The 14,948-nt window shown below is 39.6% G+C and carries 18 protein-coding genes; all 18 read right to left on the reverse strand.

What is annotated here, in order from left to right:
• Positions 1-9: 9 nt before the first annotated feature.
• The gene (gene rfbD, locus HNQ82_RS04450) at positions 10-855 is read right to left on the reverse strand and encodes a dTDP-4-dehydrorhamnose reductase (protein ID WP_183247513.1); all 846 of its coding nucleotides are present in this window, start codon (positions 853-855) and stop codon (positions 10-12) included.
• A complete protein-coding gene (gene rfbB, locus HNQ82_RS04455) occupies positions 852-1,865 on the reverse strand; it encodes a dTDP-glucose 4,6-dehydratase (protein ID WP_183247515.1) in 1,014 nt (337 codons plus the stop codon). The genes rfbD and rfbB overlap by 4 nt, the downstream gene beginning before the upstream one ends.
• Positions 1,865-2,425 carry a dTDP-4-dehydrorhamnose 3,5-epimerase gene (rfbC, locus tag HNQ82_RS04460; RefSeq protein WP_183247517.1) on the reverse strand — a complete coding sequence of 187 codons (561 nt, stop codon included), beginning with the start codon at positions 2,423-2,425 and terminating at the stop codon, positions 1,865-1,867. The genes rfbB and rfbC overlap by 1 nt, the downstream gene beginning before the upstream one ends.
• Before the next feature lie 13 nt (positions 2,426-2,438).
• On the reverse strand, positions 2,439-3,326 hold the full coding sequence (gene rfbA / locus HNQ82_RS04465) for a glucose-1-phosphate thymidylyltransferase RfbA (RefSeq protein WP_183247519.1): 888 nt from the start codon (positions 3,324-3,326) through the stop codon (positions 2,439-2,441).
• Between the two features lie 32 nt (positions 3,327-3,358).
• The gene (locus HNQ82_RS04470; RefSeq protein WP_183247521.1) at positions 3,359-4,570 is read right to left on the reverse strand and encodes a glycosyltransferase family 4 protein; all 1,212 of its coding nucleotides are present in this window, start codon (positions 4,568-4,570) and stop codon (positions 3,359-3,361) included.
• On the reverse strand, positions 4,567-5,718 hold the full coding sequence (glf, locus tag HNQ82_RS04475; protein ID WP_183247523.1) for a UDP-galactopyranose mutase: 1,152 nt from the start codon (positions 5,716-5,718) through the stop codon (positions 4,567-4,569). Before glf ends, HNQ82_RS04470 begins: the two co-directional genes overlap by 4 nt.
• Positions 5,711-6,970, reverse strand: a complete 1,260-nt coding sequence (locus HNQ82_RS04480) for a flippase (RefSeq protein WP_183247525.1) — start codon at positions 6,968-6,970, stop codon at positions 5,711-5,713. The genes glf and HNQ82_RS04480 overlap by 8 nt, the downstream gene beginning before the upstream one ends.
• A 17-nt stretch (positions 6,971-6,987) precedes the next feature.
• A complete protein-coding gene (locus HNQ82_RS04485) occupies positions 6,988-7,590 on the reverse strand; it encodes a sugar transferase (RefSeq protein ID WP_425486239.1) in 603 nt (200 codons plus the stop codon).
• 115 nt (positions 7,591-7,705) lie between these two features.
• Entirely contained in the window at positions 7,706-8,587 is an 882-nt protein-coding gene (gene galU / locus HNQ82_RS04490) for a UTP--glucose-1-phosphate uridylyltransferase GalU (RefSeq protein ID WP_183247792.1), read from the reverse strand.
• A gap of 94 nt (positions 8,588-8,681) precedes the next feature.
• Positions 8,682-9,593 carry a hypothetical protein gene (locus HNQ82_RS04495; protein WP_183247528.1) on the reverse strand — a complete coding sequence of 304 codons (912 nt, stop codon included), beginning with the start codon at positions 9,591-9,593 and terminating at the stop codon, positions 8,682-8,684.
• A gap of 312 nt (positions 9,594-9,905) precedes the next feature.
• On the reverse strand, positions 9,906-10,670 hold the full coding sequence (locus HNQ82_RS04500) for a CpsB/CapC family capsule biosynthesis tyrosine phosphatase (protein WP_183247530.1): 765 nt from the start codon (positions 10,668-10,670) through the stop codon (positions 9,906-9,908).
• Between the two features lie 134 nt (positions 10,671-10,804).
• The gene (locus HNQ82_RS04505; RefSeq protein WP_183247794.1) at positions 10,805-11,467 is read right to left on the reverse strand and encodes a CpsD/CapB family tyrosine-protein kinase; all 663 of its coding nucleotides are present in this window, start codon (positions 11,465-11,467) and stop codon (positions 10,805-10,807) included.
• Positions 11,468-11,495: 28 nt separating this feature from the next.
• The gene (locus HNQ82_RS04510; RefSeq protein ID WP_183247533.1) at positions 11,496-12,236 is read right to left on the reverse strand and encodes a YveK family protein; all 741 of its coding nucleotides are present in this window, start codon (positions 12,234-12,236) and stop codon (positions 11,496-11,498) included.
• A gap of 309 nt (positions 12,237-12,545) precedes the next feature.
• Positions 12,546-12,944 (reverse strand): hypothetical protein, encoded by a 399-nt coding sequence (locus HNQ82_RS04515; protein WP_183247534.1) that lies wholly within the window; start codon positions 12,942-12,944, stop codon positions 12,546-12,548.
• A gap of 138 nt (positions 12,945-13,082) precedes the next feature.
• Positions 13,083-13,313, reverse strand: coding sequence for a hypothetical protein (locus HNQ82_RS04520; protein ID WP_183247544.1), 231 nt, complete (start codon positions 13,311-13,313; stop codon positions 13,083-13,085).
• Positions 13,314-13,379: 66 nt separating this feature from the next.
• The gene (fabZ, locus tag HNQ82_RS04525) at positions 13,380-13,808 is read right to left on the reverse strand and encodes a 3-hydroxyacyl-ACP dehydratase FabZ (RefSeq protein WP_183247546.1); all 429 of its coding nucleotides are present in this window, start codon (positions 13,806-13,808) and stop codon (positions 13,380-13,382) included.
• An 84-nt stretch (positions 13,809-13,892) separates the two neighbouring features.
• On the reverse strand, positions 13,893-14,105 hold the full coding sequence (locus HNQ82_RS04530) for a DNA-directed RNA polymerase subunit beta (RefSeq protein ID WP_032101298.1): 213 nt from the start codon (positions 14,103-14,105) through the stop codon (positions 13,893-13,895).
• A gap of 12 nt (positions 14,106-14,117) precedes the next feature.
• Positions 14,118-14,942: a flagellar hook-basal body protein gene (locus HNQ82_RS04535; RefSeq protein ID WP_183247548.1), complete on the reverse strand. Its 825-nt coding sequence runs from the start codon at positions 14,940-14,942 to the stop codon at positions 14,118-14,120.
• Between the last annotated feature and the right edge of the window lie 6 nt (positions 14,943-14,948).

The following is a 14,948-nucleotide window of genomic DNA, read 5'->3' on the forward strand; positions in this document are numbered from 1 at the left end:
ATCACTACCTTATAGTTTAATTCTTATAATAAATTCTTTCAATGCTTCTCGCCAATTTCTCATTTGATGAAATCCATTCAACCTAAGCGCCATATGCTCAAACACCGAATACATCGGTCTTGGTGCTGGCCTTGGAAACTCTTTTGTCGTGCAAGGATTGACTTTAACTTCTATCCCTACTTCCTCAAAAATTGCTTTCGCAAATTCATACCAAGAACAATGTCCCGAATTGGAAACGTGATAAACGCCGTACTTTTCCGTTTGAATCAGTTCCAAAATGCAATTTGCTAAGTCGACCGTATATGTCGGGCAGCCGATTTGGTCGTTGACGACCATTAGCTCATCTCGCTCTTTGGCTAACTTTAACATCGTCTTGACAAAATTGTCCCCATGTTTTCCATACACCCAAGACGTTCTCACGATAAAAAACTTCGAATGCAAGTCGCGGACAAACTGCTCGCCAGCTAGTTTACTCTTCCCATACACGCTAAGTGGATTCGTCGGCGCCAATTCGTTGTATGGGGTAGTTGCCATTCCGTCAAAGACGTAGTCTGTGCTAATGTAAACAAGTTTTGCCCCTACTGCTTCCGATGCAACCGCAACGTTTCTCGTTCCGTACGCATTAATTAAAAATGCTTGATCAGGCTGGGATTCCGCTAAATCGACTTTCGTATACGCCGCTGCATGAACAACAACATCAGGTTTAACTTCGCTAATAACCTGTTTTACTTGGTCAAAGTTTGTGATATCTAACTCTTCCCGCCCATAACCGTAAACTTCATATCCTTGATTAGCGAACAAGTGGACTACATCTGTACCAAGCTGCCCTTTTGCACCTGTTACAATTACTTTCATCTTCTGTCACCGTATTGTTTCTCATAATAAGTCATATATTCGCCAGATTTAATGTTTTTCCACCATTCTTGATTTTCAATATACCATTGAATCGTTTCCACAATGCCTGTTTCAAATGTATACTGCGGTTTCCATCCAAGCTCGTTCATAATTTTTGTCGGATCAATCGCATAACGGCGGTCGTGCCCTGGGCGGTCTGCCACATACGTAATTAACTCTTTTGACACTCCTAGTTTTTCAACGATGAGATGTACAATTTCATTATTCGTGCGTTCATTATGTCCGCCGATATTGTACACTTCCCCCGATTTCCCTTTATGAATCACTAAATCAATCGCCGCACAATGATCTTTAACGTGCAACCAATCACGAATATTTTTGCCATCACCATAAATTGGTAGTTCCTTTCCTTCTAATGCGTTTGTAATCATTAACGGAATAAGCTTTTCCGGGAAGTGATATGGACCATAGTTGTTCGAACATCTTGTAATGTTCACATGAAGTCCGTACGTTTCATGATACGCCCTAACAAGCAAATCCCCACCTGCTTTGCTTGCCGAATATGGGCTGTTTGGTGCTAATGGGGTTTCTTCGGTAAAATACCCTGTTTCCCCAAGCGTCCCATACACTTCATCGGTAGAAATTTGCACATATTTCTTTATTTTATTTTCTTTCGCTACATCCAATAACACTTGCGTACCTAGTACGTTTGTTTTTACAAAAATACTAGGGTCGGTAATACTACGATCGACATGCGATTCTGCCGCAAAGTTAACGATGACATCAATTTCATATGTTTTAACTACATAATCTACGAGTTGACGGTTATTAATATCACCTTTCACAAACCTATAGTTAGGATGATTTTCAACATCCTTTAAGTTTTCAAGGTTGCCTGCATACGTTAATAAATCATAGTTAACTACTTTGTAATGTGGATATTTCTCTAGCATATAACGGACAAAGTTGCTGCCGATAAAACCAGCTCCGCCTGTGACTAAAAGGTTCATCACATTCTCTCCCATTCAAAGTTAATTTCCGCGTCTGCCAATAGTGGATGCTTTGCGTCTTTTTCCGAAAGAATCGGATTTGCTGTTGGCCAATCAATTCCTAACGCCGGATCATTCCAAACAATGCCACGGTCATGTTCTGGAGAATAATATTCATCTACCTTATACTGCACTTCCGTATTTTCCACTAACGTGCAAAACCCATGGGCAAACCCTTTTGGCACAAGCAATTGTCGCTTATTCTCCGCGCTTAAAATAAACCCTTGCCATTTCCCGAATGTCGGTGAGCCTTTACGAATATCAACAACGACATCATAAACCGCCCCGCGCGTCACGCGAACTAATTTCGTTTGCGCCTTTGGGTGTAACTGATAATGAAGCCCGCGGATCGTTCCTGCTTGTCGGGATAACGAGTGATTATCTTGAATAAAGTCAAAATCAAGCCCATATTCCGCAAAAAGTTTTTTATTGTAGCTTTCCATAAAAAAACCGCGGTGGTCGCCGAATACTTTCGGTTCAATCAACAACACACCGGGCAATGATGTTTCTGTCACTTTCACACCGAACACCTCATTATAAATAAATCGGTCGTTTCTTTTGATTGGCAATATCAATCAAATATTGACCATACTGATTTTTCTTTAATGGCTCCGCCAGTTTTAATAATTGCTCCCGATCAATATATCCTTTTAAGTAGGCAATCTCCTCAAGGCAAGCAACTTTTAAACTTTGACGCTTCTCAATCGTTTCGATAAATTGCGACGCTTCTAATAAAGACTCATGTGTACCTGAATCCAACCAAGAAAATCCCCGACCTAAAATTTCTACATGCAGTTCCCCAAGCTCCAAATACGCTTTGTTTACATCCGTAATTTCTAATTCCCCACGTGCAGACGGACGAATATTTTTCGCAATCTCTACCACACGATTATCATAAAAATACAACCCCGTCACCGCATAATTGGACTTCGGATTTTCTGGCTTTTCCTCAATAGAAATAACCTTCCCGTTCTCATCAAATTCCACAACACCAAAGCGTTCAGGGTCATTGACATAATACCCAAAAACAGTCGCACCTGTTCTACGCTCTACTGCCTTCTGTAACAACTGTGTCAACCCATGTCCATAAAAAAGATTGTCCCCTAAAATTAATGCAACATTGTCATCGCCAATAAAATCTTCTCCAATTAAAAACGCCTGTGCAAGCCCATCTGGCGAAGGCTGCACGGCGTAAGAAAGCGAAATCCCTAACTGTGAACCATCCCCTAGCAACTCCTTGAAACGCGGCGTATCGCTAGGAGTAGAAATAATTAATATATCCCGAATACCCGCAAGCATTAAAACAGATAGCGGATAATAAATCATTGGCTTGTCGTACACAGGCAATAGTTGTTTTGATACTGCTTTCGTTAAAGGATAAAGGCGGGTACCGCTACCACCAGCTAGGATGATGCCTTTCATAAGAAAATTACTCCTCTTTATTCCTAAAATCTTTATTTGAACTCTTCGTACATGTATTCACCAAATCTACCATATACCAAATCGTCGAACAATTTATACTTGGTGTCTTTATAATTTTTAGTTACTTCAACTAAAATATTTTCTAAAACATCTGTTCTTTTATCCCAACTATAATCATGCGCAGTTGCTACACCATTAATCACCAAACTCTGAACCTCTTGGGGATTTTGAATAGCCCATACTATCTTGTTAGCAATCTCTTCAATTTTCCTAGGTAAAGTAACTAGACCGTTTTTTCCATCAATAATATAATCCTCTACGCCATATTGAGTAGAAATAATTAGAGAACCCGAAGCCATAGCCTCAATAGGGGGAAGCGGGAAACTCTCATACCAAGATGTTAAAAGAACAATATCAGCCTCTTGATACAACTTTGAAAGTTGCTCATTAAAAAGCTTCCCTACATATTCAAATTCCGTTTCGTAACTTTTAGTCGGCGGATTTAACCCAAATACTTTCCATATAATCTCAATTCCTTGAGAACTTAGAATGTCTCTAGCCTTCTTCACAGCTTTTACTGCGTCATTAAAACCTTTCCATTCACGCTGTTCATCGAAAAAACTTACAATCGTCCATTTTTTCTTGGTTCGATATTTTTCTAAATATCCTTTCCCTTCTTTAAACACTCCTAAATCAATTCCTGGATTTAATAAATAACTTTCCTCATTGAAATACTTTTTAACAATATGTCTTAACCAAGACGAATTTGATATTTTAATCAATGGGAGTTTATATGTGTTCCTTGCAACGAGTCGTTGAATTCTATCTTGAAAAAATAACTCTTCAAAATGTTGCATGTGATACAAAGGTATAGTTTGATCGCTTAGATAAAAACCAGCATAAGCAGTAATACAGTATGTAGAAATAGTAACATCAGTCTGTTTCCAGTTGTTTATTAACCCTTTCACAGATTTATTCCACTGGTATACGGTTTTCAGTCTTTTTGCTTTTTTGTTATTTTGCATATATGGATGTATAATATTTTTTACAATTTTTTTCGCTAACTTGTCATTAGAAAATTGAATGATGAGTTCTTTCCACATTCCTATTTCCCATTTATACCGACCGTAAGGAGTGACAGCATAAACTTCATATCCCCTTTTCACTAAATTATCCATGAAATTGTATAATACTATTGATCCACCAGTTTTACCAAAATCATAAAGTAAGTATGAAACTCTCATTTTGCGATCCTTTCTTCAAATATTTTCAAAGCCTTCGCAACTACCATATCCATATCATAATACTGATACTCAGCCAAACGTCCAATAAAAATTAAATTATCATATTTTCTTACTTCTTCTCTATACAATCTATATAGTTCTAGGTTTCTATCATTCTTAATCGGATAATAAGGAATATTTTCCCCTGGAATATACTCTTGGGAAAACTCTTTTACAGTTGTTGTTTTGTCAGAAGATTGATTCGTTAAATGTTTAAATTCAGTTATTCTTGTAAAATTATAATCATTTGGGTAATTGACAGTCCCTACTTCTTGTACTTGTTCTTGATTGAACTGTTCAAATACAAAATTTAACGAACGATAAGGTAACTGTCCAAATTTGTAATTAAAGAAGTAGTCAATTGGACCGGTATAAATGATTTTTCCGCTAAATTTTTGCCCAAATAGTTTTGCCTCTCCTGTTTCAAGATCAAACTGCAATACCTCTTTATAGTCTGTATTTAATAAAATCTTTATATTTTCATGATTTAGCATTCTTTCAAATAGCTTTGTGTATCCTTCTTTTGGCATCCCTTGATAATGATCTTGAAAATAACGGTCATCTCGACTAACATATACGGGCACGCGCCCTGTGACAGAAGGATCTAATTCTTCTGGCGTGACACCCCACTGCTTTGTTGTATAGCCAAGAAACACATTTTCATATATATAATCAGCTAAAAATTTCAAATCTTTGTCTTCCGCTTCACGTAGCTTTAGAATGGGTACTTTTTTATTGTAACCAAAGTTTTCAATTAATTTTTTCTCCATTCGTTCTGCTAGATTTTTAGGAAAAACTTGATGAATGGAGTTTAAATTAAATGGAATCGGCACCTTTTTTCCATCGATAACTCCAAGTACTTTATGATGATACAAATACCAATCCGTAAAGTTTGATAAGTAATCCCAAACTTTTTTTATTTTTGTATGAAAAATATGTGGACCATAATTATGAATTAAAATGCCCTGACTATCATATGAGTCATATGCATTCCCACCAACATGATTGCGTTTTTCAATCATTAATACTTTTTTATTTAATTGCGTTGCAATTCGTTCCGCTAGTACGCTACCAGCGAATCCTGTTCCAATAATTACATAGCTAAACATGTTTACCCTCCAGAAGTTTAATCCCTTTTGAATATAAATAAACAAACATCGCCGAAGTAACAAAAAGCTCTGAAATGAAAACACCAACTGCTGTTCCTACATGATGAAAATTAGGCACTAAAAGAACAGCTAGAAAGATATTTAAGATGCTTGCTAATATTAAAATGTTGGAGAAGGCTTTCTTATAACCTAAAGTTAACATTGTTTGAATTCCTAAAATATTGCTTAGTCCTATAATAAAAGGCAAAAAGGATAAAATTTTTAGCACTACGATCGAATGTTTGTAATGGTCTCCTAGCGCAATGTCTACTATGTTTTCCGCAAGAAAAAAAATAATGAAAGATACTATAAGTGTGCCCCCACCTATTATCAGTACGATTTTTCTTATAAGCATTAGCCCTTTTTCTCGATTCCCTAATATTAATCGGCTAATGTACGGATAGAGCGCTTGTGAGACGGGGCTAATCATTCCGTTTGCAGCGCTAATAATTTTCTCCGCACCAGCATAATATCCCACAATCGTATTATTCGTAAATAATCCGAGAATAAATGTATTGCTAACGGTATATAAGCTAATAGCAACCGTTGAAATAAATACATACCATCCTTCTTTTAACTGATACTTAATGTCGTTCCAGGCAGGAAGAACAATATTTATACTGAAAGTTTTTTTAATCATGCCTAAGGATATGATTCCGATTGATATTATTCCAAGAGAATTAAGCAATGGGACTAATAGAAAATCATCCCTCTGCTTCACCAATAGAAAGATACCTGCTGTAAATAATGCCTTTGCGATGATATTTAGAAAAGTTATGTACCTCATCCTCTCCATTCCTTGAAAAAACCAGACAGGAAAAAGAACATTGCCAACAACCATGCCAAACGTGATGACATATATTGATTTATGCTCTGCGAATTTTGGCAATAGAAAAACTAACAAACAAAGCACGACAAAACTAATTACAGTAAAGAAGACTTTAATCGTTATTACTGTGCTAAAAATTCTTTGAACCTTCTCCCTATTTTCCCTATACACAGCAATTTGATTTGTAGCAGACAGATTAAATCCATAATCAACAAAAATAACAAAAAACTGCACAAAAGACTGAGCAAACGCTACTAATCCGTAATTTTCTGGGCCTAAAACCCTTACTAAATAAGGCAACGTAAGCAAAGGAAGTATATAATTTAGTCCTTGCAAAGTCGCTAACGATAGAAAATTTTCAAATAGCCTTTTCTTATCAGACATATATGTTTCCCCTATAATCAATAAGCTCCCCTTCTCAAAACCACCATAAATACCGTTTTCACAAGAATGACAATATCCAAAATGAGCGACTGATGCTCCACATAAAACAACTCTACATTCACTCTTTCTGGATATCCTACTTCACTTCTTCCGCTTACCTGCCAATAGCCAGTCATTCCTGGTTTGACTGATAAAAACTTTGAAACTTCTCTTCCGTATTCCTTTAATTCCTCTTCCACCACCGGCCTCGGTCCGACTAAACTCATTTCCCCTTTTAATACGTTAATGAGCTGAGGAATTTCGTCTAAGCTTGTCTTTCGTAAAAAGCGCCCAAGGTTTGTGATACGTGGGTCTTCATGCGGTTCTAGTTTATAGTTGTTCCTTAAATACTTTTGGTAAAGCTCTTTATCCGCTTTTAGCTTCTCTTCCGCATTTACAGTCATGGATCGAAACTTGTATATGTAAAATCTTTCTCCATGTTTGCCGACACGGGTTTGTTTGAACAAAATTGGACCTTTAGAATCCCCGAATAAATAAAAGATGCCAATGCATAAAAAAAGCGGGCTGGATAAAATGAGCCCGATGATTGCTCCTAAAATATCAATCACTCTCTTTGTTATAGCGTACGCTCTCGATGTATCTTCTAAGCTCCTAAATTGTACGTAATCTAATCGTTGACTGGAAATGACCGCTTCTTGTGCGGTATTTAGTTTAGCCAACTCCCCTCATCCCCTCTCATTCCGTTACTTTCGTTTCTTTTAATACGTTTTCGATAAACGGAAGAAGTTGTTTTTTCAACTCCTCATCTTGCATTGCAAACTCAATCGTCGTCTGGATAAACCCAAGCTTCTCCCCAACATCATACCGCTTTCCTTCAAACTCATACGCAAAGACGCGTTGGATTTCGTTTAGCTTTTGAATCGCGTCGGTCAGTTGAATTTCGCCGCCGGCGCCGGTTTCTTGTTTTTCAAGAAACATGAAAATTTCTGGCGTTAAAATGTATCGACCCATAATCGCTAAGTTCGATGGGGCGGTGCCTGGTGCTGGTTTCTCGACGAATTGGCGCACTTGATAGCGTCGTCCTTTTTTGTCGATTGGGTCGATGATGCCGTAACGGTGCGTTTCGTCGTCAGCGACTTGTTTGACTCCGATGACAGAGCTTCTCGTTTTTTCGAATTCGTTCATCAACTGTTTTAAACATGGGGTATCAGCTTGAACGATGTCGTCGCCTAACAGGACAGCAAATGGTTCGTCACCGATAAATTTACGGGCGCACCAGACGGCGTGGCCTAGTCCTTTTGGTTCTTTTTGACGAATGTAATGAATGTCGACTTTGGACGGCTCTTTTACTTTTTCTAGCAGGTCGTGTTTATTGTTTTTTAACAACGTTTGTTCCAGTTCAAATGCATGGTCGAAATGGTCTTCGATGGCACGTTTTCCTTTTCCTGTGACGATAATAATATCTTCAATGCCTGATTCGATTGCTTCTTCGACGATATATTGAATCGTCGGCTTGTCGACGATCGGAAGCATTTCTTTCGGCATCGCTTTTGTCGCAGGTAAAAAGCGCGTGCCAAGCCCAGCAGCTGGGATAATCGCTTTTCTTACCGTTTTCACATACATCCCTCACTTCCTAAACTGTACACCCACGTATACGCTATATATGCATAACATATACGTCGATGTACAAAAAAATAGCTCCCATTGGGAGTTAGTTTGGTAGACGTGTTTTTAAATTTAAAATTTCTTTTTCATGTTCAATCATTTTATCAAATATGACATCGGATCTACGCTGCAAATAAGCAACCGTCACATCCATTGATTTTTTTATGCTTGTCAAATCATTTATGACTAGTGCCTGGTTGTTTTTTGATATGCGTAGCTCTTCAAGAATCTTTTCTTGCGTCCGTTCCATATTTCCGAGTGATTGTTTCATATCGACCATATCATTTTCTAGCTTGTGTTGACCTGCTTGTAATTGTGCAACATCTTGTTGTAATGCTTGTTGACCTGCTTGTAACTGTGCGACGTCTTGTTGTAACGCTTGTTGACCTGCTTGTAACTGTGCGACGTCTTGTTGTAATGCTTGTTGGCCTGCTTGTAATTGTGCGACGTCTTGTTGTAACGCTTGTTGACCTGCTTGTAATTGTGCGACGTCTTGTTGTAATGCTTGTTGGCCTGCTTGTAACTGTGCGACGTCTTGTTGTAATGCTTGTTGGCCTGCTTGTAACTGTGCGACGTCTTGTTGTAATGCTTGTTGGCCTGCTTGTAATTGTGCGACGTCTTGTTGTAACGCTTGTTGGCCTGCTTGCAACTGTGCGACGTCTTGTTGTAATGCTTGTTGACCTGCTTGTAACTGTGCGACGTCTTGTTGTAATGCTTGTTGACCTGCTTGTAATTGTGCGACGTCTTGTTGAATTTGAGCAACTGTGTTTTCTAGTGCTCGCTGACCTACTTGTAGCTCTGTTACATCTTGCTGGATTTGAGCAACACTCTTTTCTAGTGCTTTTTGACCGCGTTGTAACTCTTGTTGCGTTTGTTCAACACGTTCTAATCGCTCATGAACAGGCTGTAGTTCTTCCTTCAGTACAGAGCGAAGCAAAGCTTTTAATTCTTGGCTCATTTGTCCCCCTCCTTTACCATTTCTCTCATTATAACATGGCAAAAAAGAGACATAAATAAAAAACAAGGTTAGCATTGGGCATCTAACCCACCCTCACACCGCACCATCGACGACAGGCGTCTAAGGTGGCAGGACCGTCATCGTCCCCACCCACAGTACGGCCGAGTGCCTCCATTGATAACGGAAAGGAGGCATCTCCGAAAAGTGGAAGTGAATGAAACGAAACATCACCAAAAAAAGAAAGCTGATATCGACACGTTCGAAACCAGCATGACATATTTACTCCATGGTATGTATAGGAAAATACAAAACTTAGAAAATACCGAAAAACTTTTTCTTTTTCATTCGCCCTGGTGCATCTTTATACAAAGTTTCGCCAGCAACAAGCAGTTCAGCGTTTTCTTGAAACACATACACCACTTGAGAGCCGAACTGTTTTTGGATGACGTCGTACGCTTCGCGCATATGAAATGCACGTGTCGTCGTATTATGTGCATCGGATGCGATTAAGTGAACTAAGTTCGCTTCAATCATTTGTAGCGAAAACTTTTTAATATTTTTTCCGAACTTTCCAGCGACACTGGCGGCAGTGAGTTGCGTTAATACTCCTTTTTTCACTAGGTCGTATAATTTGTTCGGATGTTCAACGAGCTCACTATTTCGTTCAGGATGAGCAATAATTGGAATGAGTCCTTGTAGTTGCATGTCAAAAATAAGTTGCTCGGTGTAACGCGGGACATGATTGTTCGGAAGTTCAATTAGCACATATTTCGTCTCCGCAAGTGGCAAAATATCGCCATCACGATAATAATCAAGCAATTCCCCATGAATGCGCACTTCTTGTCCCGGTAAAACGGAAAGAGGAATACGGTGATGTTGTAGTGTTTCATTTAATGCATGAACGTGCTCAATAATCGATCGTTTATCATTTTCGAACGTCCCATTGCGGTGATGAGGGGTCGCGATGATCGTTGTGATCCCCCCAGCAACTGCTGCCTTCGCCATGTCAATTGCATCAGCGAGTGTTTGTGCCCCGTCATCGATCGACGGTAAAATATGACTATGGATATCAATCACACGAACCCCTCTTTCCTTCTTTATATCTACTGAAAATAAACTAGTTTCTTTGTTTTTCGACAATCTTATCCACGCAATTTATAGTAACATAGGAAAAAAGAAGGAGTCAATATACATTTTTTGTCGAATGTTGTCTACTTATTACCATAGTAATAGTAATAGCTACTTTCTTTTTGCTTCTTTTGGTTTAAAACGACACCTAGTAACTTTCCTTTCGCCGCAAGAAGTAGTTCTTTTGCCTTTTGTGCAGCTTCAATTTCAGTCCTTCCGCTCTGAACGACGAGAATTGTTCCGTCGCATTGATTCGCTAAAATTTGTGCATCTGTAACCGCTAAAACAGGCGGCGTATCAAAAAGGACAACGTCAAACTGATCATATGCTTCTGCTAGCAGGTCTTCCATTGTAGCTGAACCAAGCAATTCAGCTGGATTTGGCGGAATCGGACCGCTCGTTAAAACGAATAAGTTTTCCACATCTGTTTCTTTCACTGCTGTTTGAAGTGTAGCTTGTTTCGTTAATACGTTCGTTAAACCGACGTAGTTGTCTCTTCGAAACGTATAATGTACTGTCGGTTTACGTAAGTCTGCATCAATAAGAAGCACTTTTTTTCCTTGTTGCGCAAAGACGACCGCTAAATTGGCGACCGTTGTCGATTTTCCTTCCTCCGGGGCAGAGGAAGTGACCATAATCGAGCGCAATGGACGGTCAGCGACCGAAAATTGAATGTTCGTGCGAATCGTCCGATATTGTTCAGAAATCGGCGATTTTGGATTTGTTTTTGTAATGAGCGAACGCATTGTTCGCGCAAACGCCTGTTTTTTCTTTTTAAGAACCAACCGTCTCACCTCGTATTTGTTTCTTCACATGTATTTCCTGCTTACCAGTTCCATCATCCTCAATAACTGTGACCGCTCCTAACACAGGTAACTCAAGCAGTTTTTCGACATCTTGTTCGTTTTTAATCGTATTATCTAAATATTCAAGTAAAAATGCTAAGCCGATGCCTGTCATGATGCCAACAACGAAAGCAATCGCCATATTTAATAACGGTTTTGGTTTGACCGGAACCGGCTGTTCTTTTACTTCTGCCTTCGCTAAAATGTTGACGTTATCGACGTTCATAATTTTAACGATTTCACGTTGAAATACGCTCGCAACCGTATTGGCAATATCGGCAGCCATATATGGATCAGGGTCTTCCACTGTCACATTAACTACTTGCGAGTCTTTTTCGCTTGTGACGTTAATTTTCTTGTTTAACTCTTCTACAGGTACATCCAAGTCTAACTCTTGTTTCACAATATCTAAAATCGCTGGGCTTTTCATAATGACGTTATACGTATTAATAAGCTGCAAGTTCGTTTGAATTTCGCTAATATTGTAAATCGGTTGTTCACTTTTCGCTTGGTTCACTAGTAGTTGTGTCGATGCTTGGTAAATCGGCGTCAACACAAAATAGCTAACGATGCCGCTTGTCATCGTCGCGATGACGGTAATCGCCACAATAAGCCAAGCGCGTTTGCGCAACGTTTGAAACAGTTCTCGTAAGCTAATCGTCTCTTCCATGACGTCCTCCTATAAAACATATATTTTCGACAAAAACATTCACTAGATTCATTATAACGACAAACACTTCCGTTTTTCTACCCTTTTTGTTAATTTATTTCCACAAAAAAGAAAACCGGTAGTTTCCAAATACTACCAGTTAGTGAATCATCTCTTCTTCTTTTTCTTCTTGCGCAATGATTTGTTTTGCTTGTGCAATGATATTATTCATTTCAGCGACCGTATAGTCGCGCTCTGGTAGCGGACAGTCATACGCTTGATAATATAAAATTTCTGCCAGCTTACGTTGTTTTTCGCTCGCTCGTTTCGTTAGCTTTTCTTTTTTTTTAGCTCGTGTTGTAGACGTTCAATATGATATTTTGCTTCTAACTTACAGCCGTATGGGAAATCATCAATGCTAAGACGTTCGGTGAGACGGTTAATTTCTGCGATTTGTTCATCCGTTGGAGGTTCGTTCAAGAGCTGGTCGATAATTTCGTTAATGCGTGCTGCAAGTTGTTCATGAAATTGTGGGTTTGTTTTAATCGCATCGTCTAATTCCGCAAACCATGTCGCTTCATTGTATAAATAATGGCGCCATTGTTCCATGAATGTTGCGGCATTGTAGTTTGTCTCGTCCCAGCCGATGCTGGCCATATATCGTTCAAACACTTTTTTAATCGATAAGGTGATGTTCATCTTCATGCGATGAGGAAGCTGTTTTAACATATATAAAACCCTCCATATGATTATCGTCAACCGTTACTGTATCATAAAGAAGCGTGTATTGACAAAGTTTTTTTATAACTATACTAACGGTTATAGGAATTAAGGGAATAAAAAAACGCAAGAGGAAACCTCTTACGTTTATTCGTCCGTATTGTCAGCATCGTTCATATCTTCGGCATCTTCGACAGCATCTTCTTCATCTGGGACGGCGTCGTTTTCATCGTCGCCAACACCTTCATTTGTGTCTTCGCCTGGCTGCATTTCTTCTTGGTTGTTCATATCGTTATCCGTATCGTCGTTATTGCAACCTGTGACAACCATAATCGCGATCAACGCGCTTATAAATTTAAGCAACCATCGTTTTTTCATCGTTTGTCCCCTTTCTTTTACATATGTAATCATCTATAACATGCCCAGAAAGGAGACGGTTATGCATTATTTTTCACCGAGCGCAAACATGATTTCTGTTTCGCATACGAGCTCGCCATCGACGGTGGCGACGCCTTTTCCTTTGCCAATTGCACCTTTAAAACGAATCATTTCGACTTCTAATCGTAATTGATCGCCAGGTTTCACTTGCTTTTTAAATCGGCAGTTGTCAATGCCGGTAAAAAAGGCGAGGCGACCACGGTTTTCTTCTTTCATTAACATCGCGACAGCTCCGACTTGCGCCAGTGCTTCAACAATTAATACACCCGGCATAACAGGATATTCAGGAAAATGGCCGACAAAAAATTGTTCGTTGGCACTGACGTTTTTGATGCCAACGGCACGCTTTCCTTCTTCCACTTCAACAATGCGGTCAACGAGTAAAAACGGATAGCGATGTGGGATAATTTGTTGAATTTGTTGAATATCAAGCATATAAATTCCTCCTTTATAAAAAAACGGAAGGATCTCCCTTCCGCTTTTATTCTCAATGTATCATGTTTTGAAGTGGTCTGTCCACTACTGTTTCGCTACTAAATCAATAATATGTTGCCACGTTGCTGGCTTTAATGCATCGAACGGGTTTCCTCCGCCAAGCATACCGTAGCCAACCATCGCTCCTGCTAATGTGCTAATCGTAATCAAACAAAGGACGATAAGCAAACGAAGCCAAATCGGAATAAGACGGCGGCGCGGACGGCGAAGCGAGCGTTTCTGTTGTTTTTCCTCCATATACATTCCCCTCTATGAACGAATGCCGTTAATGAGCCCCATCATTTGATCCGATAATGTAATCGCACGAGCATTAAGTTGGTATGACCGTTGCGTAATCATAAGTTCGCTCATTTCGGTCGCTAGTTCCACGTTCGATTGTTCTAGGGCATATTGTTGTAGTGAAATGTTGTTGCGATTGTTGCCAGCTAAATTAACCGTTACGTCTTCATTATTCACATCAGCTGGAAAAGCAAAACGATTGTCGCCGAGCGCCTGCATCAGTTGGGGACGCGTCACATATGATACTCCGATGTTTGCGGTCTTCATAATGTTTCCGTTTGGCGCAATAAATTGCATCGTACCGTCTTGAGTGACTTGAATGTCTTTAAACCCTTCGCGCACGGTAATTGGTTCATCGTTTTCATCAAGCAACGCATAACCATCCGCTGTTACAAGCATGAGTTCATTCGGATTGTTTGCCGACGGACTAAGGTAAAACGCACCGTCACGCGTATATTGAATCGCACCATCGACAAGAATGCGGAAAAATTGCCCTTCTTTCGTCAATGCAAGATCAAGCGGGCGGTCCGTTTTTACAATCGAGCCTTGCTTCATTTGCATATGTGTTGACGCTACTTTCGCCCCAACACCAAGGCGGACGCCAGCCGGGGTGAGGCGCGGTGCTTCATCTGTTTTTGGCAAGTTAGTAAACTGTTGGGCGAGCAATTCACCGAACACCGCATCGCGCTTTTTAAACCCGGTTGTATTGACGTTTGCGATATTATGGCTAATGACGTCCAGTTGTTGCTGGAGTTGGTTCATCGTATTGGCGGCAGTAATCATTGAACGAAGCATCGTCAT

This window comes from Anoxybacillus tengchongensis, from assembly GCF_014201585.1.
Taxonomy (GTDB): domain Bacteria; phylum Bacillota; class Bacilli; order Bacillales; family Anoxybacillaceae; genus Anoxybacillus; species Anoxybacillus tengchongensis.

Bases quoted from the DNA above. Each gene is read 5' to 3' on its own strand.
- rfbD (WP_183247513.1), bottom strand. From the start codon at position 855: ATGAAAGTAATTGTAACAGGTGCAAAAGGGCAGCTTGGTACAGATGTA.
- rfbB (WP_183247515.1), bottom strand. From the start codon at position 1,865: ATGAACCTTTTAGTCACAGGCGGAGCTGGTTTTATCGGCAGCAACTTT.
- rfbA (WP_183247519.1), bottom strand. From the start codon at position 3,326: ATGAAAGGCATCATCCTAGCTGGTGGTAGCGGTACCCGCCTTTATCCT.
- HNQ82_RS04470 (WP_183247521.1), bottom strand. From the start codon at position 4,570: ATGAGAGTTTCATACTTACTTTATGATTTTGGTAAAACTGGTGGATCA.
- glf (WP_183247523.1), bottom strand. From the start codon at position 5,718: ATGTTTAGCTATGTAATTATTGGAACAGGATTCGCTGGTAGCGTACTA.
- HNQ82_RS04480 (WP_183247525.1), bottom strand. From the start codon at position 6,970: ATGTCTGATAAGAAAAGGCTATTTGAAAATTTTCTATCGTTAGCGACT.
- HNQ82_RS04495 (WP_183247528.1), bottom strand. From the start codon at position 9,593: ATGAGCCAAGAATTAAAAGCTTTGCTTCGCTCTGTACTGAAGGAAGAA.
- HNQ82_RS04505 (WP_183247794.1), bottom strand. From the start codon at position 11,467: ATGCGTTCGCTCATTACAAAAACAAATCCAAAATCGCCGATTTCTGAA.
- HNQ82_RS04510 (WP_183247533.1), bottom strand. From the start codon at position 12,236: ATGGAAGAGACGATTAGCTTACGAGAACTGTTTCAAACGTTGCGCAAA.
- HNQ82_RS04515 (WP_183247534.1), bottom strand. From the start codon at position 12,944: ATGTTAAAACAGCTTCCTCATCGCATGAAGATGAACATCACCTTATCG.
- HNQ82_RS04520 (WP_183247544.1), bottom strand. From the start codon at position 13,313: ATGAAAAAACGATGGTTGCTTAAATTTATAAGCGCGTTGATCGCGATT.
- fabZ (WP_183247546.1), bottom strand. From the start codon at position 13,808: ATGCTTGATATTCAACAAATTCAACAAATTATCCCACATCGCTATCCG.
- HNQ82_RS04530 (WP_032101298.1), bottom strand. From the start codon at position 14,105: ATGGAGGAAAAACAACAGAAACGCTCGCTTCGCCGTCCGCGCCGCCGT.
- HNQ82_RS04535 (WP_183247548.1), bottom strand. From the start codon at position 14,942: ATGCTTCGTTCAATGATTACTGCCGCCAATACGATGAACCAACTCCAG.